We start from the raw sequence: 24,422 nt of genomic DNA on the forward strand, positions 1-24,422 counted from the left end.
ATCCTACTCCGACACCCGGAATGGTTGGCCCACAACAGTCAGTTTCGGCAGCGCTCCTTGACGATCCCGGGTCAGGGACATGCACGCCTTTGGCGTACACCACGTTACCGGCACCGGTATCGACTTGAGGCATGATCGCGGTGCATTGGTGCACAGGGAGCAATATGAATGGCAAAGCCATCACAACGCAAACGCGGTCGCAAGACCCGAACTTTACTGCTGGGAAAAGGGCTGACGGCCGTGTTGCTGGGCGTCGGTATGTTGACGGCCTCTGCCGTCCTGGGTGGCTCAAGCCCCATGAAGGCGGCCGTGTCGACCGCTCTCAGCATGCCGGCCTGGTGGGCCATTGGTATAGGCCTGGCCTTGATCATTGCGCATGGGGTCGCTTTCAGGCGCCAGCGCGGGCGTGAACGCCAAGCGCTGGTTGACGCCCAGCCCAAACATGCCGCCAGACCCGATCCAGACACCATCAGGGCCTTGATCGATCAGGCCGAGCGCGCATTCGCCTTTTCCCAGATCGATCCCTCACCAGAAGACGCGGCAGATACCGAGGCAAACGCCAACAGCGCAAAGCGCCAGGCACCCGGATCTCGCTGGGGGCCGGCCGTGTTCGCGGTGATCGAGTGGCGCCGATTCGAAGCGGTTTGTGAAGCCCTGTTCGGACAGGCGGGCTTCGAAACCCGGTCGCAGTCACACGGAGCCGACGGTGGGGTGGATATCTGGCTGCACTCCAGGCATGCCCAAGGCCCGGTGGCGGTGGTGCAATGCAAGCACTGGCAGGGCAAACCGGTTGGGGTGCAAGAAATGCGCGAGTTCGTGGGTTTGATGGCATCACACGGCCTCAAGCGCGGCACCTACGCCACCACCTCCACCTACACGCCAGAGGCTCAGGATTTTGCCAGGGACAATGGCATCAATGCGCTGAGCGGCCCCGGCTTGCTGGCCTTGATCAAACAGCGCACCCCCGAACAGCAAACCAACCTGCTGGCAATTGCTTTTGAAGGCGAATACTGGCGACCCACCTGCGCGACGTGTGGCGTCAAAATGGTCAATCGTTCGCCCAAAAATGGCGGTAGGGCGATCTGGAGTTGCATCCATTTCCCGCGTTGCCAGCACACGATGCACAAGCGCATAGGGCCGCTCCCGCATTGAAACGCTATCGCGCACAATGAAGGCTTTGACGTTCGCGCACACCCGCCCGAGATGACCCAAGCTTCCTCCCCAACACCTCCAGCCCTCGCTCTTTCAATCAACCCCGTGATCGCCGTTTTGGGGCGCCGCCTTCGGCTGGGTGTCATCGGCGGCGGCCCTGGCTCCTTCATCGGCCCCACCCACCGCCAGGCCGCCCGGCTGGACGATCGATACGAACTGGTGGCCGGGTGCCTGTCCAGCGACCCGGCCAGATCGGTGAGCGCCGGCATGGCCCTGGGACTGCCAGCGGACCGCAGCTACGCCAGCGCGCAAGCGCTTTTTGAAGCAGAAGCGGCACGGGCTGACGGGATGGATGCGGTGGCCATCATGACCCCCAATCACGACCACTATCCCAGCGCGATGGCGGCCCTGGCACAGGGCTTTGACGTGATCTGCGACAAGCCCATGACCAATACCCTGGTCGAAGCCGAACAGTTGCGCCAGCGTGTGAGCGAAACCGGTCTGGTGTTTTGCCTGACCCACAACTACAGCGGCTACCCTCTGGTTCGACAGGCACGGGCGATGGTCACCGAAGGTCTGCTGGGCGAGGTGCGGATGGTGCAGGTGGAATACGTGCAGGGAGGGCGGGCCAGACCCGGGCCGGGCCGCACCGCCTGGAAAACCGATCCCGAACGGGGCGGCGCTTCGCTGGTGATGGGCGACATCGGTACACACGCCCACCAGTTGCTGCGCTTCATCTCTGGTCTGGAGGTCGAACAGGTGGCCGCCGATGCGGGGCCCATCGTGCCTGGCAGTCAGGCCCACGACTACGCTGGCGCCATGCTGCGCCTGAGCGGCGGTGCACGGGGCAACTTCTGGGTCACGCAAGCGGCCGCCGGTGTGGAAAACGCCTTGCGCATTCGCGTCAGCGGCTCGCAGGGAACACTGGAGTGGGCGCAGGAGCACCCGCAGGTATTGCATTTCAAACCCATAGGATCACCAGCCCAAACCCTGACGCCCAACGGGCCGGGAACTTTGCCCCTCGCCGCGCGCTCGAGTCGTGTGGCCGCTGGACACCCCGAAGGTTTTCACGAAGCGTTTGCCAACCTGTATTCCGACGCAGCCGAAGCCATCGCCGCGCGGCGTGCCGGGCAACAGCCCGATCCGCTTGCGCTGCACTTCCCCAACGCCGATGACGGCTGGATGGGCGTGCGGTTTGTCGATGCGGTGATCCGTTCGAGCGCAGCGGACGGCTTGTGGAGCACCGTTTAGAAGGCCCCTGAATCAGCTTGTCGAAATTGGCACACCTGTTTCGTCGCAGAAGGGTGCACCGCCAATCCCAGCACACCCCCCCTTTTGCACCAGTACCCCATCAACGCAGGAGACAGCCATGTCTACCGTCACCCTCCACCGTGTTTTGGCCGCCCCACCCGAGCGCGTGTACCGCGCCTTTCTCGACGCCGAAGCGATTCCCAAATGGATGCCGCCGCACGGCTTCACCTGCAAGGTGTTCGAGCTGAATGCGACTGCGGGCGGGCGCTACCGCATGCACTTCACCCACCTTGGAAACGGCCAGAGCCACGCCTTTGGTGGCGTGTATGTAGAGCTGGTGCCGAATGAGCGCATCGTGCACACCGACGTGTTTGAAGACAGCAACATGCCGGGTGAGATGCGCGTCACGGTCACCCTGAAAGCGGTGTCCTGTGGCACCGAGCTTCACATCGTGCAGGAAGGCATTCCCGACCTGATCCCGGTTGAAGGCTGCTACATCGGATGGCAGCAATCGCTGCAGCTGCTGGCGCTGCTGGTTGAGGCAGAGATTCCCGGCTGAATCTCTCTTGCGATCAGACCGCCGGCATGGCGGCGCCCAACGCCCGTAAACGCAGTTGCGGCTCACCCTCCAGTACCAAGGGATAACAGCGTTTGGCGCTCAGGTAGTGCTCGGTGAACACATCCAGATAAGCGGCCAGAACCTGCGCCGCCCGGGTTTCGCCCGCCAGCGCCAAACACAGCGCGGCCACTTCCGAAGTGCAAAAGTGGTCGTCCCGGCTGGAGCGGCGCAACTGGTAGCTGGAAGGGTGATCGGGGTGCAGGCTGAGCACCGGCAAAGCATCGAGGTAAGGGCTCTTGCGGAACATCTTGCGCGCCTCGGCCCAGGTGCCGTCGAGCAAGACAAACAAGGGGCGCTTGCCTGGGCCTTGAGTGGCCTGAGGCGATTCAACCACTTCGCTCACGACCCGCGATGGCTCGGCATATTCGCTGGGAAACACCACAAACGGTTGCCACTGCGGGTCGTTCAACACCGCCAGCAAACCCGGATCCACCGCCGTGCGCGACCAGCCAAACGCAAAGGTATCGGCCACCACATCGGCCACCAGCCAGCCGGTGTTGCTGGGTTTGAGCGCCTCGATGTCACCCATGATCAGGCACACACCGGCGTTCACATTGATAGTCGGGCGCTGCGCGCAAATGCAATGCGTGGCCACCAGGCGGCAAGCTTCGCAACGTCCGGCGCCCGAGCCTCGGGCCAGAAAGGGTTTGGCGCTGGCGGCCAGGCGGGTGGTTCGCAAGCGGGCGACGGCGTGTGGCGTGGAGACGGCGTTCATGGGAAGCAGCGAATGGGCATGTGTCAAATGTAGGGCTTGTGGCGAACGGGTTCAAAAACTGCCATCATGCTGCCCATGATCGCTTCCTCCGACACCATTTACGGCTACCACGCCCACGTGTATTTCAACGCCGACACGCTGGCGCAGGCCCGCGCCCTGTGCGAAGCGGCGGCAGCGCGCTTCCCTTTGAAAATGGGCCGTGTGCATGAAAAGCCGGTGGGGCCGCATCCCGACTGGAGTTGCCAGCTCGCCTTCAAGGCAGCGTTGTGCGGCGATGTGATTTCATGGCTCACCCTGAACCGCGACGGCCTGGTGATCTTCATCCACCCCATCACGGGGTACGACCTGATCGACCACCGCGACCGTGCCATCTGGATGGGTGCGGTGCGCCCGCTGGACTTGAGCACATTGCCCGAGCGATCGGTGGAATACGACCTCTGAAAAGCGCCCGCTATGGCTTTCGATCCTGGCTTGGCGCAACGCATTCGGGAAATACTGGGCAACCGGCCGGGTTTGTCTGAACGCCGCATGTTCGGCGGCCTGGCGTTTTTGATCCACGGCCACATGTTTGCCGGTGTGCAGGAAGGCACACTGATGGCCCGCGTGGGACCCGGGCGCTATGCCGACGCGCTGACCCTGAAACACGTTCGCATGATGGACTTCACCGGCAAGCCATTGAAAGGGTATGTCTATGTCGATCCAGCAGGCATTGAGGAAGACGCCCAATTGGCCAAATGGCTGACCTGGTGTGCCGGGGTGGTGGCGGCCATGCCGCCCAAGAAGGCGAAAAAATAGCGCTCTCCGGGAGCGCCATTGTTTCGCAGGGACCGGAGGCGGCGATCAGGCCACCTGCAAGCGAATCCCGTCAGTGTCAGCGGCCACGATCTCGCCCACTTCGGCTGCGGTCGCAAAGCCGTGGCGCTGGAAAATCGCCAGCACGTCGTCCACGGTTTCCGCCGAGCAGGCCACCAGCAAACCGCCGCTGGTTTGCGGATCGCTCAGCAACGCCTGATCCACCGGCTGAACGCCGCTGCCCAGATGCACTTCAGCGCCGTAAGCGGCCCAGTTGCGGCCAGATGCACCCGTGACCATGCCTTGCGCGGCAAGTTCGCGCACGCCCGGCAACAGCGGTACCCGTGCCATGTCGATGCGGATCGCCGCCTTGGCGCCGCGCGCCATTTCCAGCGCATGACCGGCCAGCCCAAAGCCGGTGATGTCGGTCAGCGCGTGCACGCCGTCAAGCTTGGAGAGATCAGGGCCGGGCGTGTTGAGCTTGGTGGTGTTGGCGATCATCTGCTCGTAGCCTTCGGCCGAAAGCGCATCCTTCTTCAATGCCGCCGACAACACGCCCACGCCCAGCGGCTTGCCCAGGATCAGCCGGTCGCCCACCTTGGCATCGGCATTTTTCTTGACGTTTTTGGGATGGATCAGCCCCAGCGCGACCAGACCGTAAATCGGCTCCACCGAATCGATGGTGTGGCCACCGGCGATCGGAATGCCCGCTTCGCGGCAAATGCTCTGGCCGCCATCGAGGATCTTGCCGATGGTTTCCGTCGACAACACATTGATGGGCATGCCGACCAGCGCCAGCGCCATGATGGGCGTGCCGCCCATGGCGTAGACGTCGCTGATGGCGTTGGCCGCGGCGATGCGGCCGAAGTGGTACGGGTCGTCCACGATGGGCATGAAAAAATCAGTGGTGGCGATCAAAGCCTGCTCATCGTTGAGCTGGTAAACCGCCGCGTCGTCTGCCGTTTCAATGCCGACCAGCAGCTCTTTGGGTATGGGCATGGCGCTGGTGCCCTTCAGGATTTCGCTCAGCACGCCAGGCGCGATCTTGCAGCCACAGCCACCGCCGTGCGAAAGGCTGGTCAGGCGGGGTTGGCCGGGGACGGTGGGGTTCACGAGGGGTTTGGTCATGGTGAAAACGCTTCTTAAAGGTGACAGATCAAAGGAGGCTGCTGGCCGGGGGCCAGGACAACCCCGACAGGGCCTGGAGCAGTGCGGCCTTTTCGGCCGCCGGTTCAAACAAGGCCGCGCGTGCCTCACATTGTGATTGCAGACGGGCGAGCAGGCCACGGGGTTTGGCCATGTCCTTGCGGCAAGCCCGGAGCAGGCGCACCAACCCTGCAGCGTCGCCCGCTTCGAAGTACCCCGCGTAGTCCCCACCCAGCATGCCCAAATTGCCCGCCACCCTTGAGGCCAGCACCGGCGTACCGCTCAACGCGGCCTCCATGATCACATGGGCGCCGCCCTCCATGCGGCTGGGGTGCACCAGCACATGGGCGCGCTGGATGCGCTGGCGCGTGGCCCCATGGGCCAGGCCACCGAGCCAGCGGTAGTGAGGGCAATCTGCCATGGTTGCGCGCGCGGCCTGATCGAGCACGGGGTCGAGCGCGCGACCGATGTGGTCAAGCAAGATGCCTTCGTCGGCTCTCAACAAGCGGGCGGCATCAAACAGGGTTTGAGGCGACTTCTCTTCGCGCAGGTGCCCCACCATCACAGCGCGCAAATGCAGCTCGGATTTGTCAAGCGTCTGGCGCCGCGTGCTCGATTGCAGCACCACCCGGCAACGGTCGCGCAGGCCAGCGGGCAAGGCCAGCGGACCCTGGTCCTGCAACACGATGAGGCGCTGTGCCAGCTGCAAAGAGCGCTGCGCAGAACCATCGGTCTGGATGTCGCGGTACAGATCGGTTCCAGTCAGCGCCAGGGCCAGTGGTTTGCCCGGGCACTGCGCCGCCCAGGCGGCCACCGAGTCGGCCGAGCGCCGCGCATGCAAGGCCAGCAAGCCATCGTCGGCCAGGTCTTCCGGAGAATGCCCGCTCCAGGACTGCACCAGACGCACCCGATAATGACCCGACAGCATCCGCGCCCAGCGGCGCGCGGTCTGCCAATTGCCGTTGTTGGCATCGGCCAAAGCGGGCGTCACAAGGCACAAGAGAGGCAAAGGTTTCATGGGGTCTTTATATACGGGCAATGCGTCCGCACCATTACAGGCGGCCGAACGCGCGCGCTGCGGTGACCGCGCCATTCTGGCCGAAGCTTTGCGCGACGCGCGCTCGCGAACCCTGGCTTTGTTTGGGGCTTACGAAGCCGCCCTGGGCGCTGGCCTGCGGGTGCCGCACTCTCACGAGTTGAATCTGCCGCTCTGGGAGCTGGGCCACATCGGCTGGTTCACCGACTGGTGGATCGCCCGCAACCCCGAGAGGGCGCTGGGCACGGCCGCCGATGCCGACGTGGCCCGGTTGCCGCCCCGGCTGCGCGGCGCCGATGCTTTGTACAACTCCAGCGAAGTGGCCCACGCCACGCGCTGGACTTTGGCGCTGCCCGATGCCCATGCAGTGTGCGCCGGGCTGCAAGCCAGCCTGGATGAAACGCTGAATTGGCTGAACCTTGCGGCGGAAGACGACCAGGGCCTGTACTTTTTTCGCCTCGCGCTGTTCCACGAAGACATGCACACCGAAGCGGCCACCTACATGGCACAAACGCTGGGGCTGGATCCGTTCAGTCAGGGCGCTTTGCCGCACCTTTCGCCAGCACTCGGTGCACCACAAACCCTGCACCTGCCCACCACCGAATGGACGCTGGGCCGCAACGGACCGGGTTTCGATTTCGACAACGAACGTGGCGTGATCCAGCAAACCATCGCCGAACTCGCCATCGACAGCCAGCCCGTGAACTGGGCGCAGTACCTGCCTTTCGTGGACAGCGGCGGCGCCGACATGCGAGAGCACTGGAGCGAAGCCGGCTGGTCCTGGCGCCAGACGCAGCCCAGCGCGGCGCCGCGTTACCTCCGCCAAACGCCAGACGGCTGGCAAAGCCAACAGTTTGGTGTCTGGCAGATGCTGGACTTGGGTGCTTCGGCTTGCCACCTCACGGCCTTTGAAGCGCAGGCCTGGTGCCACTGGGCCCAGCGGCGTTTGCCCACCGAGGCCGAGTGGGAAGCGGCGGCCTACACGCTGCCCGACTTCCAATGGGGCTCGGTATGGGAGTGGACGGCCAGCGTTTTCGCACCCTTCCCCGGTTTTGAGCCCCACCCTTACCGCGACTATTCCGCGCCCTGGTTCGATGGCCGCCCGGTGCTCAAAGGCGCCAGCCCCGCCACCGCGCCGCGCATGCGCCACCCCCGCTACCGGAATTTTTTCCCGGCGCAACGCAACGACATCATGGCTGGCTTTCGCAGCGTGGGCTGAGTCTGCGAGCTTCAAGGCGCCACAGCGGCGGCGGTCAGGCCTTGCAAGGCTTTCTGCAAATTGGGCACCACCGCGCACGACTCGGCACCGTGGCGTTTGGCGATCCATGCCGGGTCGTTGTAGCCCACCCAGACCTGCGAAGCCTCGTCTTGCCAGACCAGGGCCTTGAGCGGCAAATCGATGCCCACCGACTGGGCGCACTCCATGAACGGGGTGCCGCCTTGTGGGTTGCCAAAGATCAACACGGCGGTGGGCCGCAAGGTCTTGCCGATTTTCTCGGCGCCGGCCGCGTGGTCGATGCGGGCGAAGATGTTGAGGCCTTTTTCTTTGGCCACCGACTCCAGCTTGTCCATGGTGACCTGTGCACTGTGCGGACTCTTGACCGCCACCAGGCCATCGGCCGCAGCTGCCAGGGTCACCACGCTGGACAGCGCCACAGCGGTACAGATTTGCATAGCTTTTTTCATCAACCATCTCCTTGGGTGGGAGGGTTAACCCCACCAAAAAAACCCATCAACAAAAGAGGACATCAGCTTGCCGCTGGTGCCCAGAAAACACCGAACCACGATGAGGCGTCGGTCCAGTGGGAGGCAGGGCCAAAACCCGCTTCCTGCAGCAGCGCCGAAAAATCTTCAGCCCGCCACTTCCAGGCGTTCTCGGTGTGAATGCGCTCACCTTCTGCGAAGCGGCGTTCACCACCGGTCCAGCGCACGGTCAACGCCGCTCGCGCCTGCAAATGCATTTCGATGCGTGACAGTTCGGCATCAAAGAACGCAACGTGCGCCCACTCGGCAGGCTGGAAATCCGCACCCAGCCAGCGGTTCACATTCAGCAACAGGTTGCGATTGAAAGCGGCGGTGACACCCAACGAATCGTCGTAGGCAGGTTCCAGAAGGCCAGCGGGTTTCACCAGATCTACGCCAATCAACACTCCGCCACCCGCACCACCAGACTGGCAAACCACACGCGCCTGGCGCAGCAGGTCCAGCGCCTCTTCAGGTGAGAAATTGCCGATGCTGGAACCCGGGTAAAACACCGTGCGTGGCGCACGCGCCAACTTTCGCCCGGACAACCAGGTTCGAGCCGCGTCAGGCAAAGCAAAGGTTTTTGAGAAGTCCTGACCCAGACCGAGCATGGGCAGGTCAGGGTGGCGATCTTGCAAGGTGCCCAGTGCTTCACGCAAATAGTCCACCGAGATGTCCACAGCCACATAGCCGCCTGGATTCAGCACAGGAAACAGACCTGCCGCCTTGGCGCAACTGCCCGCACCCAGATCGATCAACACGCTGCCAGGCGCCACGCGGGACGCCATGGCCTGGCCATGCTGAGCAAAGATCGACGCTTCGGTGCGTGTCGGGTAGTACTCGGGGAGCTCGGTGATCGCATCAAACAGACGGGAACCCAGGGCATCGTAGAGAAACTTGGGGGCAATGCGTGCGCCAGTGCCGATCAACCCGGCAACCAGCTCCGCCTGAACGGCGCCAGTGTCTTCAAGGTGGACCTGAACAAACGTCGGAGAAGCGGATGGATTGAGGTGCATGCAGGGTGGTCGGAGTCTGAACAGAGGCTGCGAGACACGCAAGCCATGAGGTGAGTCGGCCTGCGCCCTAAAACCTTACAGGCGCTTTCACTCTACATCGCTTCACAAAGTCCATCGCAAACTCGCGGTTTAATACAGGCTCACTTCATCCCTCTTAACCGGATACATTCATGTTCAAAATCTCCTCCAAAGGCACCGTTCGCGCACTTTTAACCTGCGCCGTGCTGACCCTGGGCACGCTCGCCCAAGCCCAACAGGTCTTCCGTGTCACCGCCATTCCCGACGAGTCGCCCACCGAACTCTCGCGCAAGGCCGAGCCGCTCATGAAGTACCTGGAAACCAAGCTGGGCATGAAGGTCGAGTTCACCCCTGTGACCGATTACCCCGCTTCGGTTGAAGCCCTGGCCAACAAAAAGGTCGACATGGCCTGGTTCGGCGGGTTCACTTTCGTGCAGGCCAATGTGCGCTCCGGCGGCAAGGTGATCCCATTGGTGCAGCGCGCCGAAGATGAGGCCTTCAAGTCGGTGTTCATCACCACCGACCCCACTATCACCAAGCTGGCCGACCTTAAAGGCAAAGACGTGAGCTTCGGTTCACAAAGCTCCACCTCGGGCCATCTCATGCCGCGCAGCTTCATCATGCAAGCCGGCCTGGATCCGGACAAAGACTTCAAGCGCGTGGCCTTCAGCGGTGCGCACGATGCAACCATCGCCGCCGTGGCTTCGGGCAAGGTGCAAGCGGGTGCCTTGAACATCTCGGTGTGGGACAAGTTTGTGGAAGAGAAAAAGGTCGACACCAGCAAGGTGCGCGTGTTCTTCACGACCCCCTCCTACTACGACTACAACTGGTCGGTGCACGCCGACATGCCCGCTGCCACGCGCGAGAAGCTGCAGGCTGCGTTCCTGGCTCTGGACAAGTCCACGCCTGAGGGCAAGGCCATTCTTGAGCTTCAGCGCGCCAGCAAGTTTGTCGCCACCAAGGCCGACAACTACAAAGGCATCGAAGCCGCAGCCCGCGCCGCTGGCTTGCTGTAAGCCTTGAAACTGGCGATTGAAAGCATTGTCGCGCGCCATCCGGCCGCGCGCGATGACGCTGAACCCGCATTGCGTGGCCTGAGTCTGGCATTTGCATCGGGCGAACAGGTCGCTGTGATCGGGCCTTCGGGTGCCGGCAAGACCACGCTGCTGCAAATCCTGGCCTGTGCCATGCCGCCAGCTTCCGGCGCTGTGCGCCTGAACGGTGAATCACCCTGGGACTTGCCACGCAGCGCCTTGCAGCGGCTGCGTGGCCGCCTGCTGCTCGCGCCCCAGGTGCCGCCCCTGCCGCCGCGCCAGCGCGTGATCACGGCCGTGCTCGCCGCCCGATTGCCCGCCATGGGTCTGTGGGCCAGCGTGCGGTCCCTGTTTTACCCCGCCGACATTCCCGCCGCATTTGATGCGCTGGAACAGTTCGACCTGGGCGACAAGATTTTCGAACGCGTCGACCGCCTTTCTGGCGGCGAACGCCAGCGCGTGGGCCTGGCCCGCACCCTGCTCGCGCCGGCCGAGCTCTGGCTGGTGGATGAGCCGCTGTCGGCGCTCGACCCCACACGTGCCCGCCAGGCCATGCAGAGCCTCACCGAAGCCGCGCACCAACGTGGCGCCACGCTGATCAGCACCTTGCACCAGGTCGACATGGCATTGGCCCATTTTCCGAGGGTGATTGGCCTGCGGGACGGGCGGTTGGCATTTGACCTGCCCACCGCAGAGGTCACGCCCGAGCAACTGGCCCGGCTATACGACCAGTTCGAGCACGAGCTGCTTGGGGAAACTGCGCCTGCGATGGACGACGTCCGCCCCGCCGCACCTCCACCGGCAGTGATGCACTGCCGATGATGACAAACAGCCCCTGCGCCGATGTGGCGCGACGAGCCGGTCTGCATCCCTCGCTCGACCGCTGCAACATCGAGAACCGGTGAGCACCCTCCCATGGTCCATGCTCATTTGAACGCCCGTCCCGCGCCCGACCGCGACCCGGCGTGGCTCGCGCGCCTGTTCTGGGGCAGTGCGGCGCTGGTGCTGATGTGGCCCCTGCTGGTCGCGACCGAATTCAAGGTGTGGCAACTGTGGGAGCCCGACAGCCTGCGCGTGAGCGGCAACTTTCTGGCCAGCTTCTGGCCGATGGCCCATGGCAGCGAGTTCCTCCGGCTGATGTTGGCAGAGACGTGGCGTACCGTGGCCATGGCCACGGCCGGCGTAACGCTGGCGCTGCTTCTGGCCATCCCCCTCACGCTGCTCTCCACCCGCGTGCTTTCCATCTCGGCACTGTCAGGCCGCATGGCGCGCGGGCCTTTCTGGCTTCGACAAACCGTTCGCTGGCTGCTGATCGTGTTGCGCAGCGTGCCCGAGCTGGTGTGGGCGCTGGTGTTTGTTCGGGTTGTGGGCCTGGGGCCTACCGCTGGGGTGCTGGCCATCGCGCTGACCTACGGCGGCATGCTCGGCAAGGTCTACGGCGATATTCTGGAAAGCGGTGAAACACACGCCACCGAAACCCTGTTGCGCAACGGCGCGGGCCGATTACAGGCGTTCTTCTATGGATTGCTGCCCGCCAGCGCAGCCGAACTCACCAGCTACACCGTGTACCGTTGGGAGTGCGCGATTCGCTCTTCGGTGGTGCTCGGTCTGGTCGGCGCAGGGGGTCTCGGACAGCAGATGGACAACTCGATGAAGATGTTCAACGGCGGCGAAGTCGCCACCATGCTGCTGATCTTCATGGCGCTGGTGGCGCTGGCCGACCGGTTGAGCGCCTGGCTTCGCAAGGCCCTCGGATGACCCTCAAGCGCCACTTCGTTTCTGGCTCACGGGACAAACCATGCCTGTGAACCAGCCAACCGCGGCCCGAAAAGCCCCGCCCCTGCCACCTCCCATCTGGGATGCACGCTGCAGAGCCTGCTGGTTCACGGTGCTCTTGCTGGCGTTTGTGGCAGCCAGCTTCTGGTCGCTGGATTTGCAGTGGGGTCAGTTTTTGTCGTGGCAAGCAGCGAAAGACATGTCGCGCTTTCTGGGTGAGTTTTTCCCGCCCGAGACCTCTGCCGACTTCCTCTGGAAGGTGACCATCGGTGCATGGGAAACCCTCGCGATGTCGGCACTGGGCACGGTGCTGGCTGCGATGGGTGGTCTGGCGCTGGCCTTGCCTGCAAGCCGGCTGGTGGCGGGTGACACAGCCTGGGCCCGCGGCCCGACCCGCTTGCTTCTCAACGCCTTGCGCTCGATTCCCGAGCTGGTGTGGGCTGCGCTGCTGTTGATCTCGGCCGGACTCGGCCCTTTCGCCGGCACGCTGGCGCTGGCGCTGCACACCACCGGGGTGCTCGGCCGGCTGTTCGCCGAGGCGGTGGAAAACGCACCCACCGGACCGGGCGATGCCTTGCGCGCACAGGGCGTGGGCCAGGGCCGCGTATTTCTCTACGCCACGCTGCCGCAGATCTTGCCGCAACTCATGAGTTACACACTCTACCGCTGGGAAAACAACATCCGGGCGGCGGCCGTCCTGGGGGTGGTCGGTGCGGGCGGATTGGGCCAGTTGCTGGCCTTTCACATGGGTCTGTTCCAGATGGGCAAAACCGCCACCATCCTCGGCGCCATGCTCATCCTCGTGGGCATCGTTGATGCGACAAGCCATCTGTCGCGTCGGCTGCTCAGCCGCTAAAGTGCCTGTATGCCGTTGTTGACCATTTCTCAAGCTTGGTTCGTTCTGGCCATCGCCATCCTGATGGAGGTCGGCGGCACCACCTGCATGCGGCTGGCCGAAGGGTTCACGCGCCTGACACCCTCTTTGATGATGGTGGTGTTCTACGCTTTCTCTTTTGCGCTCAACACCATGGTGATTCGCGTCCTGGGTCTGAGCGTGACCTACGGCGTGTGGTCGGGAGCGGGCACGGTTCTCACCGCCGCGATCGGCATCTTCTATTTCAGGGAACCCGCCACCGCCATCAAGATGGTGAGCATCGGGCTCATCGTGATCGGCGTGATGGGCCTGCACTCGGCTTCCCGTGTCGGCACCTGACATCACATCACCCATGAACCCCAACCAGATTTCCATCGAACGCTACCGCGACAAAGCCGCCGGCTACGACGCTTCGGCCGAGTTCACCATGCCACTGCGGCGGCGCACGATCGCCCTGCTGCATCTGCGTGCCGGGGAAACCGTGATCGATGTGGGTGCTGGCACAGGATTGAGTTATGCCCTGTTGCGCGATGGCGTGGGCGACACGGGACAGGTGTGGGGTTTCGAGCAAAGCCCCGAGATGTTTGCCGTGGGCGAGCAACGTGTTCAACGTGAGCATTGGCCCAACGTCTTGCACCTGCAAGCCCCGGCTGAAACGGTGAATCTGCCCGGCATGGCCGATGCCGTGCTCTTCAATTACACCCACGACATTTGCCGCACACCTGCCGCCGTGGCCAACATCCTGAGACAGGTCAAACCCGGCGCACGCGTGGCCATGGCCGGCATCAAGTTCTTCCCCTGGTGGACCGGGCCGCTGAACATCCTGGCCTGGCTGAAAAACCGCCCCTACAACGCCAAAGCCGCCGATCTGTGGGAACCCTGGAGCCATGTCGCGGCGGCTTGCAGCGATTTCCAATGGCACAGTACCCAATGGGGCATGGGCTACGTCGCCAGTGGTATCAAACGGGGAGACCCGCCATAAGCAGACGGGCAGCCAGCCTCGATTCTGAAAGCACCGCGCCCTCAAAAAAAAGGCACGAGGTCGGTTCAACGAATCACGCTGACATCCGCTTTGCGGTTCGCGGCCCTTGCCTGCCAGCCCCTGGCCCATGCCCCACTGCCTCGCGAGGTTTGACTGGACAGAATGACAACCGTCATTCCCGCCATGCGTTGCCAACCGACCCCGCAATTCAGAGCCCGCTTTTGGGTGTCTGCACAAGCATGTGAAGAGGCCACCGCGTCGGCAGCCCGGCTGTGCATGTGCCAACACCGCGACAACATTTCCGCCCTGTTGAACCGGGCCGGTTCAGGGCAGCAAGGCGGTGTTCCCAGCGATTGCACGGGCGCCGGCGACGAGACCATGTTTGCCAGCAATCGCGTTCGACGACCCCAACAACGGGCGCTGAGCCTGCACGGCGGAGGTCGAGCGGTGCGCCCGTGTCACAGGCGATACGGTGCTCGAGCCCAACGGCAGCGACACTGCACCCATGAACGACGTGCACACGCCCTCCCCTGCCCTGCGCCTCTATGGCGCCGACATCAGCTATTTCAGCGCCAAGGTCCGCGCCTACCTGCGTTGGAAAGGTTTGCCTTTTGAAGAGGTGCATGCGAACCGCGATGTGTACCGCCACACCATCATTCCCCGCATTGGTTTCCCCGTGATACCCGTGGTGCACACGCCCGAAGGCGCCTGGCTGCAAGACAGCACCGACATCATCGACACGCTGGAAAGCCAACACCCCGATCCGTCGATCCAGCCGCCGGGTGCGGTGCAACAGCTGGTGGCGCGCCTGCTCGAACTGCTGGGCGACGAATGGTTGCTGCTGCCCGCCATGCACTACCGCTGGCACCACAACCGCGACTGGGCCATTCAGGCCTTTGGTGCGCTGGCGATGCCCGAGGGCAGCGAAGCCGAGCAACGCAGCGCCGGCGAGCGTTCCGCCGGGCCCTTTGCACAGGCCGCCGAATTGCTGGGCGCGGAACCCGCCATGCACGCAGCGGTTGAGCAGGCTTACCTCGGCTTGCTCCAGGAGTTGAACACCCACTTTGAGCAACACCCTTTCGCCCTGGGCGCGCACGCCTCGGTGGCCGACTTCGGGTTGTACGGGCCGCTGTACGCTCACCTCTACCGAGACCCCGCCAGCGGCGCCATCATGAAACAGCGCGCGCCAGCCGTGGTGCGCTGGATCGAGCGCCTGAGTGCGGCCCCCGTTCAACCGTTGGCCGCCTTCCCCGCCACTGGCCAGATCCCTGAAACCCTGCTGCCCATACTGGCCCGCCAGATGCGCGAACAACTGCCAGACCTGACTGAAACTGCTCACCGCTTTCAAGCCTGGCTGACCCTGAACCCCGACGAACCGGTGCCGCGTGTGATCGGCAAACATGCTTTCCGGTTGGAAGGCCAGACCGGCCAGCGCATCACCCGGCCCTATGCCCTCTGGATGCTGCAGCGTGCGCGTGAAACCTACCTCGCCACCCGCGGTGATGGCCGTGTGGCCGCTGACCAACTGCTGGATCAAGTGGGAGGTGACGCATTTCGCCGGTTTGAAGATCCGCCCCCCCTGCGCCGCGATGGCATGAGCGTGGCGCTGGTATCTGCCTGAGTTTTCTGGAACCCCGTCCTTGGGTTCACTTGGGCAAAAAGGCATCAGTGGTTGGCCAAACACCGCCCATGGCTTACCCTTGGTCCTGGATGCAAAGGAGCCTGACATGAACCGCCGCCAAACTGTGATCGCCCTCGCCGCATGTGCAACGCTGTTCGCCATAGCCCTGCCTTCTGTTGCCCACGCCGAAGTCAGCGCTGACCAGGGGCCTCCATTTCGCACCACGAGTGATGCTTCGGCCACCAACCTGATGTTGATGGGATACGACCCTGTGGCCTATTTCAAGGTGAACGACGCGGTGGTCGGTGACCCCGCCAATCAGAGCGATTTCATGGGCGTCACCTGGCGCTTTTCCAGCGCCGAGAACCAGGCAGAATTCCTGCGCAGTCCGGAAACCTATATGCCGCAGTTCGGTGGTTTCTGCAGCAACGGCATCAACTACGCCGTTCCCTGGGGCGCAGGCGGGGGCCCCAACACCTGGCGCATCTACCGCGGCAAGCTCTATGTGTTCGGCGGGCAATCGTCACGCGACCAGTTTGAAATGGAAACCGAACTCAACCTGCAGCGCGCCCACCAATACTGGACCAGCGAAATCGCCGACAGCAACCCGCTGGTTGTTCGATACAAGCGCCTGATATTCCGCGTGCCGCACTACAAGAGCGACGCCGCCTTGCAAGCCGAATGGGAAGCGAAGCGCGCGGCGGGCAGCTTGCCGGTGATGCCGGGGCAACCCCAGGTGGTGCCGGCGGCGCCTTGACCCGGACCGTTTTCTCGGGTTTCGAAGAGGGCGTTTTGACCCACAGGGACGCTGCCGGCAACACGCCTGTTGAGCCGATGCGGTAGACGCCGCCATCTGGTTCTGTGATGCCGGAAGTAACCGATGGTTGAACAGGGGCCGCCGACCGTGGTGAACGCCAAGGACTCATTTTTGTTGATGCGATTCAGGCCCAGCGTTTGGCTGAGGTCGCCTTGCGCCGAGGGGACTAAACCCACGATGGGCCAACGGGTAACGCTGCCCTTGACTGCGGATTCCCTTAAAGAGTCATACAATATGCATCTTTAAAGCAGGCTTTTCATGCACAGCGACCTCCAGACAACCCCACCCGCCAACCTGAACCGGGATTCGATCACCCGGCTGGTGACGCGTTTCTACCGCGACGTGCGGGCCGACAACCTGCTTGGCCCCACCTTTGAGGGCGTTCTCGCGGGCCGGTGGGATGCGCATCTGCCTCGAATGGTTGCGTTCTGGAGCACCGTCATGCTGGGCACGCACAGCTACAAAGGCAACGTCTATGCCAAACACATGGTGGTGCCAGGCGTCACGCCCGAACATTTCACGCGCTGGATCACTTTGTGGCGCCAGCACACCAGCGCGGCTTTTGATGCCGCCAGCGCTGGCCGATTCCAGCATGTGGCCATGGGCATGGCCAGTCAGTTGTACCGAGGCCATTTTGGCCAGCCCTTGAATCCGCACCACACCGACACAGGAGCCCAGCCATGACCACACTCGAACAAGCGCCGCCGCTGGCCCAGGCGCTGCAACAGTCTTACCGCCACGGTTTTGTGACCGAGGTCGAAAACGATTCTTTGCCGCCCGGGCTCGACGCCGACACCGTTCGAGCCATCTCGCGGCGCAAGCGTGAGCCCGAATTCTTGCTGAAGTGGCGCCTGGCCGCTTTCGAACGCTGGCAGGCGATGGCGCACCCCAACTGGGGCCAGCTGGGCATAGAGCCGGTGGACTTCCAGGCCCTGAGCTACTACTCGGCGCCCAAGTCGCAAAAAGACGGCCCCAAGAGTCTGGCCGAGGTCGATCCCAAGCTGCTGGAAACCTACGAAAAACTCGGTGTGCCGTTGCATGAGCGGGCCCGTCTGGCCGGGGTGAGCAACGTGGCGGTCGACGCGGTGTTCGATTCGGTCTCGGTCGGAACAACCTTCCGTGAGCAACTGGCCAAGGTTGGCGTCATCTTCTGCTCGTTCTCCCACGCGGTGCAGAACCACCCGGAACTGATCGAGCGCTATCTCGGTTCGGTGGTGCCACAGGGCGACAATTTTTACGCCGCGCTCAACTCGGCGGTGTTTTCCGATGGCTCTTTTGTCTACATCCCCAAAGGTGTGCGTTGCCCGATGGAGCTGTCTTCGTATTTCCGCATCAACGCGGCCAACACCGGCCAGTTCGAACGCACGCTGATCATTGCCGAAGAAGGCAGCCACGTAAGCTATCTCGAAGGCTGTACCGCTCCGCAGCGCGATGAACACCAGCTGCACGCGGCGGTGGTCGAGCTGATCGCCCACGACGACGCCCACATCAAATACTCGACGGTGCAAAACTGGTATCCCGGCGATGAACAGGGGCGCGGTGGCATCTACAACTTCGTCACCAAGCGCGGCCTGTGCGCGGGACAGCGCTCACACATCGCCTGGACCCAGATCGAAACCGGCTCGGCCATCACCTGGAAGTACCCCAGTGTGGTGCTGCGCGGCGACGATTCCAACGGCGAGTTCCATTCGATTGCGGTCAGCAACCACTTTCAGCAAGCCGACACCGGTACCAAGATGATCCATCTGGGCCGCAACACCAAGAGCCGCATTGTCTCCAAAGGCATCAGTGCCGGCCACGCCCAGAACAGCTACCGCGGCCTGGTGCGCATCGCCCCAACAGCGACCGGCGCCCACAACCACACCCAGTGCGACTCGCTATTGATCGGCCCCGACTGCGGCGCCCACACCTTCCCCTACATCGACGCCGCGCGCGACGACGCCATGGTGGAACACGAGGCCACCACCACCCGCATTTCCGAAGAACGCCTGTTCTATTGCCAACAGCGTGGCATTGCCCCCGAACAAGCCACGGCGCTCATTGTGGGCGGTTTCTGCCAGGCGGTGCTCGACGAGTTGCCGATGGAGTTCGCGCTCGAAGCCAAAGCCCTGCTGGCGGTGTCACTCGAAGGCGCTGTCGGCTGATTTTTCCATTCCCGTATTCAGAAAGAACCACCATGACCTCTTCCCAACCCCTGTTGCAAGTGCAAGATCTGCGTGTGGACATTGGCGGGCGCCACGTATTGAAATCGATTTCGCTCGATGTGCCGGCCGGTTCGCTGGTGGTGCTCATGGGGGCCAACGGCAGCGGCAAGAGCACGCTGGGCCTGACGCTCGCAGGCCATCCGCGCTACCAGGTGGTAGGCGGTCAGGCCCGTTTTGGCGGCCAGGACCTGCTGGCACTGAACCCGGAAGAACGCGCCCGCGCCGGCCTGTTTGTCTCGTTCCAGGCTCCACCCGACATTCCGGGCGTGAAAAACAACCTGTTCATACGGACGGCCCTCAACGCCGTGCGCGAAGCGCGCGGCGAGGCACCGCTGGATGCGTTTGATTTCCTTGGCGACGCCCGCGCCACGGCCAGCCGTCTGGGCCTGCCCGAGGCCATGCTGTCGCGCCCGGTCAACGACGGTTTCTCTGGCGGTGAGCGCAAGCGCAACGAGCTGCTGCAACTGGCCCTGCTGAAGCCCAAGCTGGCGTTGCTTGACGAAATCGATTCCGGCATGGACGTGGACGGCACCCGGGCCGTGGTGGAACTGGTTCAGTCCATGCGTGCTGATGGCACCGCTTTTGTGGTGGTGTCGCACTACCTGCAGCTGATCGAGTCTTTGCAGCCCGACGCGGTGCTGCGGCTCGATCAGGGCTGCATCGCAGAAACCGGTGACCTGGCGCTGGCGCGGGACATCTCGCGCACCGGCTTTGCTCGCGCCGCCGAACCAATGGAGGCCTGAACATGGACCACGCACGCGCCGACATGCTGGCCGCCCGCGACCGGTTGGCCCACTTTGGCTGGATCCCGCGCCACGCTGAGGCGTTCCGCCACCAGCCACCACCGCCCGCCGCCGCCTGGCTGGGCGAAGAAACCGAAAACGCCAAAGCAGGCTGCGACGCGCACCCGCTGACCGGCGCCGGCTGGACGCTGCACCCACTGGGTGAAACACCGCAAGGCCGCATCGACGCCCACTGGCTCGATGCATCCGACCCGACCCAGCGCAAGGAGCTGTTTGCCGACCTGCCTTTGCCGATGTACCCCGGTGGTGCGGTTGCCTTGAGCGACATCGACGCGCGCGATGCCGCGCCCTTTGCCTGGGCGCACCGCGCACTGTGCCGCCGTGGTTTGCGCTTGAACATCGGCGGCGCGGAGCCTGCGGGTCGCGCCACGCCCGAGACCGTTTGGGTGCAACTGAGGCACCAACCACGCAGCGCAGTCGAAGCGCCGATGCTGGTGATCGAGGTGCAGGCCGGCGTGCATTGCGTGCTGGTCGAGACGCATGACCGCGAGGCGGTGGCCTGCGGGCAGGCGGTGGTGCAAAACCTGCGTGCCCACATCAGGCTGGGTGCGGGCGCCACCCTGCAACACCTGCGCTGCGTGATGCCCGGCTCGGACGACCGCATTGCCCACCACCTCCATGTGCAACTGGCCGATGGCGCGCGCTACGAACAAGGCCTGATCGCCAATGGCGGCCAGTACCACCTGCAGCGCCAGGTGGTTGAACTCAAGGGTGAACGTGCGGTCGCCAGCACGGCAGGGCTGCTGCTCGCCGCCGGGTCCAGCCTCGAACAACAGGTGCGACTGCAACACACCGGCGAGCGCACCCGCAGCAGCGTCGAAGCGCTGGCGCTGGCCAGTGGCGCGGCGCGGGCGGTGGTCAACGCCCATACCCGCATCGCACCGGGAGCCGCCGACGCCGATGTGCGACAGCGGCTCAGCGGCGTGCCCACCGGTGGTCAGCCCAGGCTGATCCTGCGTCCGCACCTGGAAATCCACCACGATCAAGTGCAGGCGGCCCACGGCGCCACCTGGGGCGCCTTGCCCGAAGACGCCTTGTTCTACGCCCGACAACGGGGTCTGGATGAGCGCAGCGCACGCGGACTGATCATCGAGGGCATGGCCCATGCCCTGTTCATGCGTGCCTTCGATGACGTTCGTCTGATCGAGACACTGGACCTGGCTGGCCTGTTGCGCCAGGCGGTGGCCCGGCACCTGGCCGATGGCAGCACCATGCCCAGCACCACGCGGGAGACCCAACATGGGTGATACGTTTCTGACCGACCCCGGTTCGCTGGAGGCCTTGCGGGCCCAGTTTCCGGCGCTCGCGCAGCGCATTCACGGTGCGCCACTGGCCTACCTCGACAACGCCGCCACCACCCAGATGGCCTTGCCGGTACAAGGCGCGATGCGCGCCTTCGAGCAGAACGACCGGTCCAACATCCACCGGGGGGTGCACACGCTCAGCCAGCGCGCCACCGACGCTTTCGAACGCGCGCGCATCGAGCTAAAGCGCTTTGTCGGCGCCGGACCGAAGCACGAACTGGTGTTCACCTCGGGCACCACCGATGCGCTGAACATGGTGGCCCACGGGCTTTCCACGCCAGGCATTCAGCCCGCCTGGCTGCAAGCCGGCGATGAGATCGTCGTCAGCGGGCTGGAACACCACGCCAACCTCGTGCCCTGGCAACAGGTGGCGCGGCGCACCGGGGCGGTATTGCGGGTACTGCGGCCCGATGCCGAGGGTCGGTTGCACGTCGACGATCTCAAGCCACTTCTGAATGCCCGCACCCGCGTGCTGGCGCTCACCGCCTGCGCCAACGCCACCGGTGAGCGTCCGCCGTACGAGGCCTTGCTCGAAATCGCGGCAGACGCCGGGGCCCTGACCGTGCTCGATGCGGCCCAGGCCGTGGCCCACGGCGTGCCCGACCTGTCGGCGCTGGCCTGCGATTTCATGGTGTTCTCTGGCCACAAAATGTACGGACCCATGGGCACCGGCGTGCTGGCCGGATGCCGCGCCGCGCTGGAACGGCTGGAGCCCTTGCGCTACGGCGGGGACATGGTGGCCTGGGTCAGCGCCACCGAGACCAGCTTTACCGAGTTGCCAGCGCGCCTGGAGGGTGGCACACCCAACGTGGCGGGCGCGATTGGCATGGCGGCGGCCGCCGCTTTCATCGACCAGGTCGGACGGGCCCGCATCGACGCCCATCTCGGCGCGTTGCGCGAACACGCCGCGGTGGGCCTGGCCGCGCTGCCGGGCGTCACAGTGCTGTCTCTGGACAGCCGCGCTTCGGCCATCGTCTCGTTTGCCGCCGATGGTGTGCACCCGCACGACATCGGCACCTTGCTCGATCAACAAGGCATCGCGGTGCGCACCGGCCACCACTGCGCCCAGCCGCTGCAGGAACACCTGGGCCTGGGGCCGACCACCCGCGCCTCGTTTGCGCTTTACAACACCCATGCCGAGGTCGAGCGCCTGCTCGCCGGCGTGGCACATGCCTTGAAGGTGCTGCAATGAACACAGAAACCGCAGCCGAACTGGACCTCTACCAGGAGGTTGTGATGGACCACAAGCGCGCGCCGCGCCATTTCGGCACGCTGCCCGCGCCGACCCACCAGGCACGGGGGCAAAACCCGCAGTGTGGTGACGACCTTCAAGTGGCCATGGTGATGGACCACGGCAAGGTAAAAGATATCCGCTTCAGCGGCCAGGGCTGCGCGATCTGCATTGCGTCCGCATCGATGATGACCGAGGCGGTGCTGGGTCAGGACGCCGCGCTGGCGCAGCAACTGCATGCGCGTTTTCGCGCCGTGCTCACCGGGCAGATGGAGCCGGAAGGCGCCCACCTGGGCAAGCTGGTCAGCCTGGCCGGCGTACGCCGTTACCCGGGCCGCATCAAGTGCGCCCTGCTGGGTTGGCACGCCCTGATGCACGCCCTGGGCACCGAAGGCGATACCTCCAACGCCACGCCGGAGGCCGCGTCATGAGCGCGCCGCGCGAACGCGTGATGGTCACGCGCGAGGTGCGCGTCACCCTTGTGCCCGATGGCAGCCCTGCGGAGCTGCCGCCGGGTACGCTGGCGCAGATCACGCAGGCGCTGGGTGCGTCGTTCACCTTGCTGGTCGAGGGCCAGCTGATGCGCCTGGCCGGTGTCGACGCCGATGCCATCGGCAAGCCGGTGCCGCTTGCGCCGGTGTTGCCCGCCGACGTCAGCCCGGAGAGCCTGCGGGGCCTGGTCTGGCAAACGCTCAAAACCTGCTACGACCCGGAAATTCCGGTGGATATCGTTGAACTCGGCCTGGTCTACATCTGCGACGTGCTGCCGATGGAAGGCGGTGAATTCCGGATCGTGATCAAGATGACCTTGACGGCGCCCGGTTGTGGCATGGGCGAAATGCTGGTGGAGGAGATTCATGAGAAGCTGTTGGCCCTGCCCCGCGTGGGTGAGGTGGATGTCGAGTTCGTGTTCGATCCACCCTGGGACAAATCCCGCATGTCCGATGCAGCCCTGTTGACGCTCGGCCTGTGATCATTCAAGGCCACCCCGTGCATGGCGCCACAAACGCCGCCTATCCCTATCCCTTTCCCTTTTTCAAACTTCCATACCCATCCCCATGACCCTCAACATTCTGTTGCTCGAAGACGTGCACGCCAGCGCCACGCCGATTCTGGAAACCTTGCCCGGTGCGCACATCGTGCGCCTGAAGCACGCGCCCGATGCCATCGAGCTCGCTTCGCTGCTGCCCGGCGTGCATGTGCTCGGCATGCGCTCACGCACCGCACTGAACCGCGAAATGCTGGCCCAGGCGGACTCGCTGATGGCGGTTGGCGCCTACTGCACCGGCACCAACAACATCGATCTGGCAGCGGCCAGCGAGCGCGGCCTGGGCGTGTTCAATGGCCCGTTTTCCAATACCCGATCGGTGGCCGAACTGGTGCTCGGTCATTCCATCGAACTGATGCGCCGGGTGCCCGAACGCCATGCGGCGGCGCGGCGCGGCGTCTGGCTGAAGGACTCCCGCGGCTCCAATGAAGTGCGCGGCAAAACGCTGGGCATCGTCGGCTACGGCAAGATCGGTACACAAGTTGGCCTGCTGGCCGAAGCGATCGGCATGCGCGTGGTCTACCACGACATCGAAGCGCGGCTGCCGCTGGGGAACGCCAGCGCCGCGCCCTCACTGGAGGCATTGCTTCGCGAGGCCGATGTGGTCAGCCTGCACGTGCCGCAGACCGAGCGCACGCGGTTGCTGATCGATGCCGAGCGCCTGGCGCAGATGAAGCCAGGATCGGTCTTCATCAACCTCGCGCGAGGTCACGCAGTGGACATCGATGCGCTTTACGCGGCCTTGAAGTCCGAACATTTGCGCGGTGCCGCGATCGACGTATTCCCTGTGGAACCGGCATCCAACAGCGCCGAATTCGAGTCGCCACTGCGTGCGCTCGACAACGTGATCCTGACGCCCCACGTGGGTGGTTCCACAGTGGAGGCGCAGCGCAACCTCGGAGTGGAAGTATCGGAAAAGCTGCGCGACTACCTGTTGCAGGGGGCGATCAATGGCAGCGTCAACCTGCCAACCCTGGCCGTGGGGGCGCCGCGATCGGCCTCGCGCCTGGTGCACCTGCACCGCGACCAGCCGGGGGTCATGTCGCAGCTCAACCGCGTGCTGGCCGACGCCGACATCAACGTCTCGCTGCTGCACCTGGAAACCGGTGACGGCATGGGCGTGGCGGTGATCGACCTGAGCGTGGTGCCCAACGAAGCCACACTGACGGCGTTGCGCGGCGTCGACGGCACGGTCAGGGCGTTTCTGGCAATGAACGCGGCGGACTGAAAACAGGCCGCC

Annotated in this window: 27 protein-coding genes; 22 read left to right on the plus strand and 5 right to left on the minus strand. The window is 64.3% G+C overall.

The window, feature by feature from the left end; translation table 11 throughout:
- The first annotated feature begins 168 nt into the window (after positions 1–168).
- The 3 genes from LPB072_RS17725 (at position 169) to LPB072_RS17735 (ending at position 2,962) form a co-directional block, all read left to right on the plus strand.
- Positions 169–1,152 (plus strand): restriction endonuclease, encoded by a 984-nt coding sequence (locus LPB072_RS17725; protein ID WP_066085692.1) that lies wholly within the window; start codon positions 169–171, stop codon positions 1,150–1,152.
- Between the two features lie 51 nt (positions 1,153–1,203).
- Positions 1,204–2,403 (plus strand): Gfo/Idh/MocA family protein, encoded by a 1,200-nt coding sequence (locus LPB072_RS17730; protein ID WP_082876722.1) that lies wholly within the window; start codon positions 1,204–1,206, stop codon positions 2,401–2,403.
- 118 nt (positions 2,404–2,521) lie between these two features.
- A complete protein-coding gene (locus LPB072_RS17735; protein ID WP_066085525.1) occupies positions 2,522–2,962 on the plus strand; it encodes an SRPBCC family protein in 441 nt (146 codons plus the stop codon).
- 13 nt (positions 2,963–2,975) lie between these two features.
- Here LPB072_RS17735 and LPB072_RS17740 read toward each other — a convergent pair whose 3' ends face one another.
- Entirely contained in the window at positions 2,976–3,737 is a 762-nt protein-coding gene (locus tag LPB072_RS17740) for a tRNA-uridine aminocarboxypropyltransferase (RefSeq protein WP_066085522.1), read from the minus strand.
- 75 nt (positions 3,738–3,812) lie between these two features.
- On the opposite strand from LPB072_RS17740, the gene LPB072_RS17745 reads away from it, so the two are divergent.
- Both LPB072_RS17745 and LPB072_RS17750 read left to right on the plus strand, forming a co-directional pair.
- On the plus strand, positions 3,813–4,178 hold the full coding sequence (locus LPB072_RS17745; protein WP_066086325.1) for a DOPA 4,5-dioxygenase family protein: 366 nt from the start codon (positions 3,813–3,815) through the stop codon (positions 4,176–4,178).
- Positions 4,179–4,190: 12 nt separating this feature from the next.
- Entirely contained in the window at positions 4,191–4,532 is a 342-nt protein-coding gene (locus LPB072_RS17750; RefSeq protein WP_066085519.1) for a TfoX/Sxy family protein, read from the plus strand.
- Positions 4,533–4,577: 45 nt separating this feature from the next.
- Here LPB072_RS17750 and selD read toward each other — a convergent pair whose 3' ends face one another.
- A complete protein-coding gene (gene selD, locus LPB072_RS17755) occupies positions 4,578–5,657 on the minus strand; it encodes a selenide, water dikinase SelD (RefSeq protein ID WP_066085513.1) in 1,080 nt (359 codons plus the stop codon).
- Positions 5,658–5,685: 28 nt separating this feature from the next.
- The gene (gene senB / locus LPB072_RS17760) at positions 5,686–6,693 is read right to left on the minus strand and encodes a selenoneine biosynthesis selenosugar synthase SenB (RefSeq protein ID WP_066085510.1); all 1,008 of its coding nucleotides are present in this window, start codon (positions 6,691–6,693) and stop codon (positions 5,686–5,688) included.
- Between senB and senA the strand changes: the two genes are divergently transcribed.
- Positions 6,692–7,930, plus strand: coding sequence for a selenoneine synthase SenA (gene senA, locus LPB072_RS17765; protein ID WP_066085507.1), 1,239 nt, complete (start codon positions 6,692–6,694; stop codon positions 7,928–7,930). The two genes, senB and senA, sit on opposite strands and share 2 nt — an antisense overlap.
- Positions 7,931–7,941: 11 nt before the next feature.
- Here the strand turns inward: senA and LPB072_RS17770 are convergent, their stop codons facing one another.
- Both LPB072_RS17770 and egtD read right to left on the minus strand, forming a co-directional pair.
- Positions 7,942–8,397, minus strand: a complete 456-nt coding sequence (locus LPB072_RS17770) for a DUF302 domain-containing protein (RefSeq protein ID WP_066085504.1) — start codon at positions 8,395–8,397, stop codon at positions 7,942–7,944.
- Between the two features lie 62 nt (positions 8,398–8,459).
- Positions 8,460–9,470, minus strand: a complete 1,011-nt coding sequence (gene egtD / locus LPB072_RS17775) for an L-histidine N(alpha)-methyltransferase (protein ID WP_066085500.1) — start codon at positions 9,468–9,470, stop codon at positions 8,460–8,462.
- 170 nt (positions 9,471–9,640) lie between these two features.
- Between egtD and LPB072_RS17780 the strand changes: the two genes are divergently transcribed.
- The 16 genes from LPB072_RS17780 (at position 9,641) to serA (ending at position 24,410) form a co-directional block, all read left to right on the plus strand.
- Positions 9,641–10,504: a putative selenate ABC transporter substrate-binding protein gene (locus tag LPB072_RS17780; protein ID WP_066085496.1), complete on the plus strand. Its 864-nt coding sequence runs from the start codon at positions 9,641–9,643 to the stop codon at positions 10,502–10,504.
- 3 nt (positions 10,505–10,507) lie between these two features.
- Complete coding sequence (locus tag LPB072_RS17785; RefSeq protein WP_066085493.1) at positions 10,508–11,344, plus strand: phosphonate ABC transporter ATP-binding protein; 837 nt, start codon at positions 10,508–10,510, stop codon at positions 11,342–11,344.
- Between the two features lie 93 nt (positions 11,345–11,437).
- Positions 11,438–12,280 carry a PhnE/PtxC family ABC transporter permease gene (locus LPB072_RS17790; protein WP_066085490.1) on the plus strand — a complete coding sequence of 281 codons (843 nt, stop codon included), beginning with the start codon at positions 11,438–11,440 and terminating at the stop codon, positions 12,278–12,280.
- Positions 12,281–12,320: 40 nt separating this feature from the next.
- A complete protein-coding gene (phnE, locus tag LPB072_RS17795) occupies positions 12,321–13,154 on the plus strand; it encodes a phosphonate ABC transporter, permease protein PhnE (protein WP_066085487.1) in 834 nt (277 codons plus the stop codon).
- 9 nt (positions 13,155–13,163) lie between these two features.
- A complete protein-coding gene (locus LPB072_RS17800; protein WP_066085484.1) occupies positions 13,164–13,511 on the plus strand; it encodes a DMT family transporter in 348 nt (115 codons plus the stop codon).
- A gap of 13 nt (positions 13,512–13,524) precedes the next feature.
- Positions 13,525–14,154 (plus strand): class I SAM-dependent methyltransferase, encoded by a 630-nt coding sequence (locus tag LPB072_RS17805; RefSeq protein ID WP_066085479.1) that lies wholly within the window; start codon positions 13,525–13,527, stop codon positions 14,152–14,154.
- 505 nt (positions 14,155–14,659) lie between these two features.
- Positions 14,660–15,775 (plus strand): glutathione S-transferase family protein, encoded by a 1,116-nt coding sequence (locus tag LPB072_RS17810; RefSeq protein WP_066085477.1) that lies wholly within the window; start codon positions 14,660–14,662, stop codon positions 15,773–15,775.
- A gap of 106 nt (positions 15,776–15,881) precedes the next feature.
- Positions 15,882–16,532: a YHS domain-containing (seleno)protein gene (locus tag LPB072_RS17815; RefSeq protein ID WP_157559351.1), complete on the plus strand. Its 651-nt coding sequence runs from the start codon at positions 15,882–15,884 to the stop codon at positions 16,530–16,532.
- Positions 16,533–16,850: 318 nt separating this feature from the next.
- The gene (locus tag LPB072_RS17820; RefSeq protein ID WP_066085468.1) at positions 16,851–17,276 is read left to right on the plus strand and encodes a group III truncated hemoglobin; all 426 of its coding nucleotides are present in this window, start codon (positions 16,851–16,853) and stop codon (positions 17,274–17,276) included.
- A complete protein-coding gene (sufB, locus tag LPB072_RS17825) occupies positions 17,273–18,736 on the plus strand; it encodes a Fe-S cluster assembly protein SufB (RefSeq protein ID WP_066085465.1) in 1,464 nt (487 codons plus the stop codon). The genes LPB072_RS17820 and sufB overlap by 4 nt, the downstream gene beginning before the upstream one ends.
- Before the next feature lie 32 nt (positions 18,737–18,768).
- Entirely contained in the window at positions 18,769–19,539 is a 771-nt protein-coding gene (sufC, locus tag LPB072_RS17830) for a Fe-S cluster assembly ATPase SufC (protein WP_066085463.1), read from the plus strand.
- A gap of 2 nt (positions 19,540–19,541) precedes the next feature.
- A complete protein-coding gene (locus LPB072_RS17835) occupies positions 19,542–20,846 on the plus strand; it encodes a SufD family Fe-S cluster assembly protein (protein WP_066085458.1) in 1,305 nt (434 codons plus the stop codon).
- Positions 20,839–22,095, plus strand: coding sequence for an aminotransferase class V-fold PLP-dependent enzyme (locus LPB072_RS17840; protein ID WP_066085453.1), 1,257 nt, complete (start codon positions 20,839–20,841; stop codon positions 22,093–22,095). Before LPB072_RS17835 ends, LPB072_RS17840 begins: the two co-directional genes overlap by 8 nt.
- On the plus strand, positions 22,092–22,565 hold the full coding sequence (sufU, locus tag LPB072_RS17845; RefSeq protein ID WP_066085450.1) for a Fe-S cluster assembly sulfur transfer protein SufU: 474 nt from the start codon (positions 22,092–22,094) through the stop codon (positions 22,563–22,565). The genes LPB072_RS17840 and sufU overlap by 4 nt, the downstream gene beginning before the upstream one ends.
- Positions 22,562–23,107 carry a putative Fe-S cluster assembly protein SufT gene (sufT, locus tag LPB072_RS17850; protein WP_066085447.1) on the plus strand — a complete coding sequence of 182 codons (546 nt, stop codon included), beginning with the start codon at positions 22,562–22,564 and terminating at the stop codon, positions 23,105–23,107. Before sufU ends, sufT begins: the two co-directional genes overlap by 4 nt.
- Before the next feature lie 85 nt (positions 23,108–23,192).
- Complete coding sequence (gene serA, locus LPB072_RS17855; protein ID WP_066085443.1) at positions 23,193–24,410, plus strand: phosphoglycerate dehydrogenase; 1,218 nt, start codon at positions 23,193–23,195, stop codon at positions 24,408–24,410.
- Positions 24,411–24,422: the final 12 nt, after the last annotated feature.

It is taken from the genome of Hydrogenophaga crassostreae, from assembly GCF_001761385.1.
GTDB classification, from domain to species: domain Bacteria; phylum Pseudomonadota; class Gammaproteobacteria; order Burkholderiales; family Burkholderiaceae_C; genus Hydrogenophaga; species Hydrogenophaga crassostreae.

Bases quoted from the DNA above. Each gene is read 5' to 3' on its own strand.
- LPB072_RS17725 (WP_066085692.1), top strand. From the start codon at position 169: ATGGCAAAGCCATCACAACGCAAACGCGGTCGCAAGACCCGAACTTTA.
- LPB072_RS17730 (WP_082876722.1), top strand. From the start codon at position 1,204: ATGACCCAAGCTTCCTCCCCAACACCTCCAGCCCTCGCTCTTTCAATC.
- LPB072_RS17735 (WP_066085525.1), top strand. From the start codon at position 2,522: ATGTCTACCGTCACCCTCCACCGTGTTTTGGCCGCCCCACCCGAGCGC.
- LPB072_RS17740 (WP_066085522.1), bottom strand. From the start codon at position 3,737: ATGAACGCCGTCTCCACGCCACACGCCGTCGCCCGCTTGCGAACCACC.
- LPB072_RS17745 (WP_066086325.1), top strand. From the start codon at position 3,813: ATGATCGCTTCCTCCGACACCATTTACGGCTACCACGCCCACGTGTAT.
- LPB072_RS17750 (WP_066085519.1), top strand. From the start codon at position 4,191: ATGGCTTTCGATCCTGGCTTGGCGCAACGCATTCGGGAAATACTGGGC.
- selD (WP_066085513.1), bottom strand. From the start codon at position 5,657: ATGACCAAACCCCTCGTGAACCCCACCGTCCCCGGCCAACCCCGCCTG.
- senA (WP_066085507.1), top strand. From the start codon at position 6,692: ATGGGGTCTTTATATACGGGCAATGCGTCCGCACCATTACAGGCGGCC.
- senB (WP_066085510.1), bottom strand. From the start codon at position 6,693: ATGAAACCTTTGCCTCTCTTGTGCCTTGTGACGCCCGCTTTGGCCGAT.
- LPB072_RS17770 (WP_066085504.1), bottom strand. From the start codon at position 8,397: ATGAAAAAAGCTATGCAAATCTGTACCGCTGTGGCGCTGTCCAGCGTG.
- egtD (WP_066085500.1), bottom strand. From the start codon at position 9,470: ATGCACCTCAATCCATCCGCTTCTCCGACGTTTGTTCAGGTCCACCTT.
- LPB072_RS17780 (WP_066085496.1), top strand. From the start codon at position 9,641: ATGTTCAAAATCTCCTCCAAAGGCACCGTTCGCGCACTTTTAACCTGC.
- LPB072_RS17790 (WP_066085490.1), top strand. From the start codon at position 11,438: ATGGTCCATGCTCATTTGAACGCCCGTCCCGCGCCCGACCGCGACCCG.
- phnE (WP_066085487.1), top strand. From the start codon at position 12,321: ATGCCTGTGAACCAGCCAACCGCGGCCCGAAAAGCCCCGCCCCTGCCA.
- LPB072_RS17800 (WP_066085484.1), top strand. From the start codon at position 13,164: ATGCCGTTGTTGACCATTTCTCAAGCTTGGTTCGTTCTGGCCATCGCC.
- LPB072_RS17805 (WP_066085479.1), top strand. From the start codon at position 13,525: ATGAACCCCAACCAGATTTCCATCGAACGCTACCGCGACAAAGCCGCC.
- LPB072_RS17810 (WP_066085477.1), top strand. From the start codon at position 14,660: ATGAACGACGTGCACACGCCCTCCCCTGCCCTGCGCCTCTATGGCGCC.
- LPB072_RS17815 (WP_157559351.1), top strand. From the start codon at position 15,882: ATGAACCGCCGCCAAACTGTGATCGCCCTCGCCGCATGTGCAACGCTG.
- LPB072_RS17820 (WP_066085468.1), top strand. From the start codon at position 16,851: ATGCACAGCGACCTCCAGACAACCCCACCCGCCAACCTGAACCGGGAT.
- sufB (WP_066085465.1), top strand. From the start codon at position 17,273: ATGACCACACTCGAACAAGCGCCGCCGCTGGCCCAGGCGCTGCAACAG.
- sufC (WP_066085463.1), top strand. From the start codon at position 18,769: ATGACCTCTTCCCAACCCCTGTTGCAAGTGCAAGATCTGCGTGTGGAC.
- LPB072_RS17835 (WP_066085458.1), top strand. From the start codon at position 19,542: ATGGACCACGCACGCGCCGACATGCTGGCCGCCCGCGACCGGTTGGCC.
- LPB072_RS17840 (WP_066085453.1), top strand. From the start codon at position 20,839: ATGGGTGATACGTTTCTGACCGACCCCGGTTCGCTGGAGGCCTTGCGG.
- sufU (WP_066085450.1), top strand. From the start codon at position 22,092: ATGAACACAGAAACCGCAGCCGAACTGGACCTCTACCAGGAGGTTGTG.
- sufT (WP_066085447.1), top strand. From the start codon at position 22,562: ATGAGCGCGCCGCGCGAACGCGTGATGGTCACGCGCGAGGTGCGCGTC.
- serA (WP_066085443.1), top strand. From the start codon at position 23,193: ATGACCCTCAACATTCTGTTGCTCGAAGACGTGCACGCCAGCGCCACG.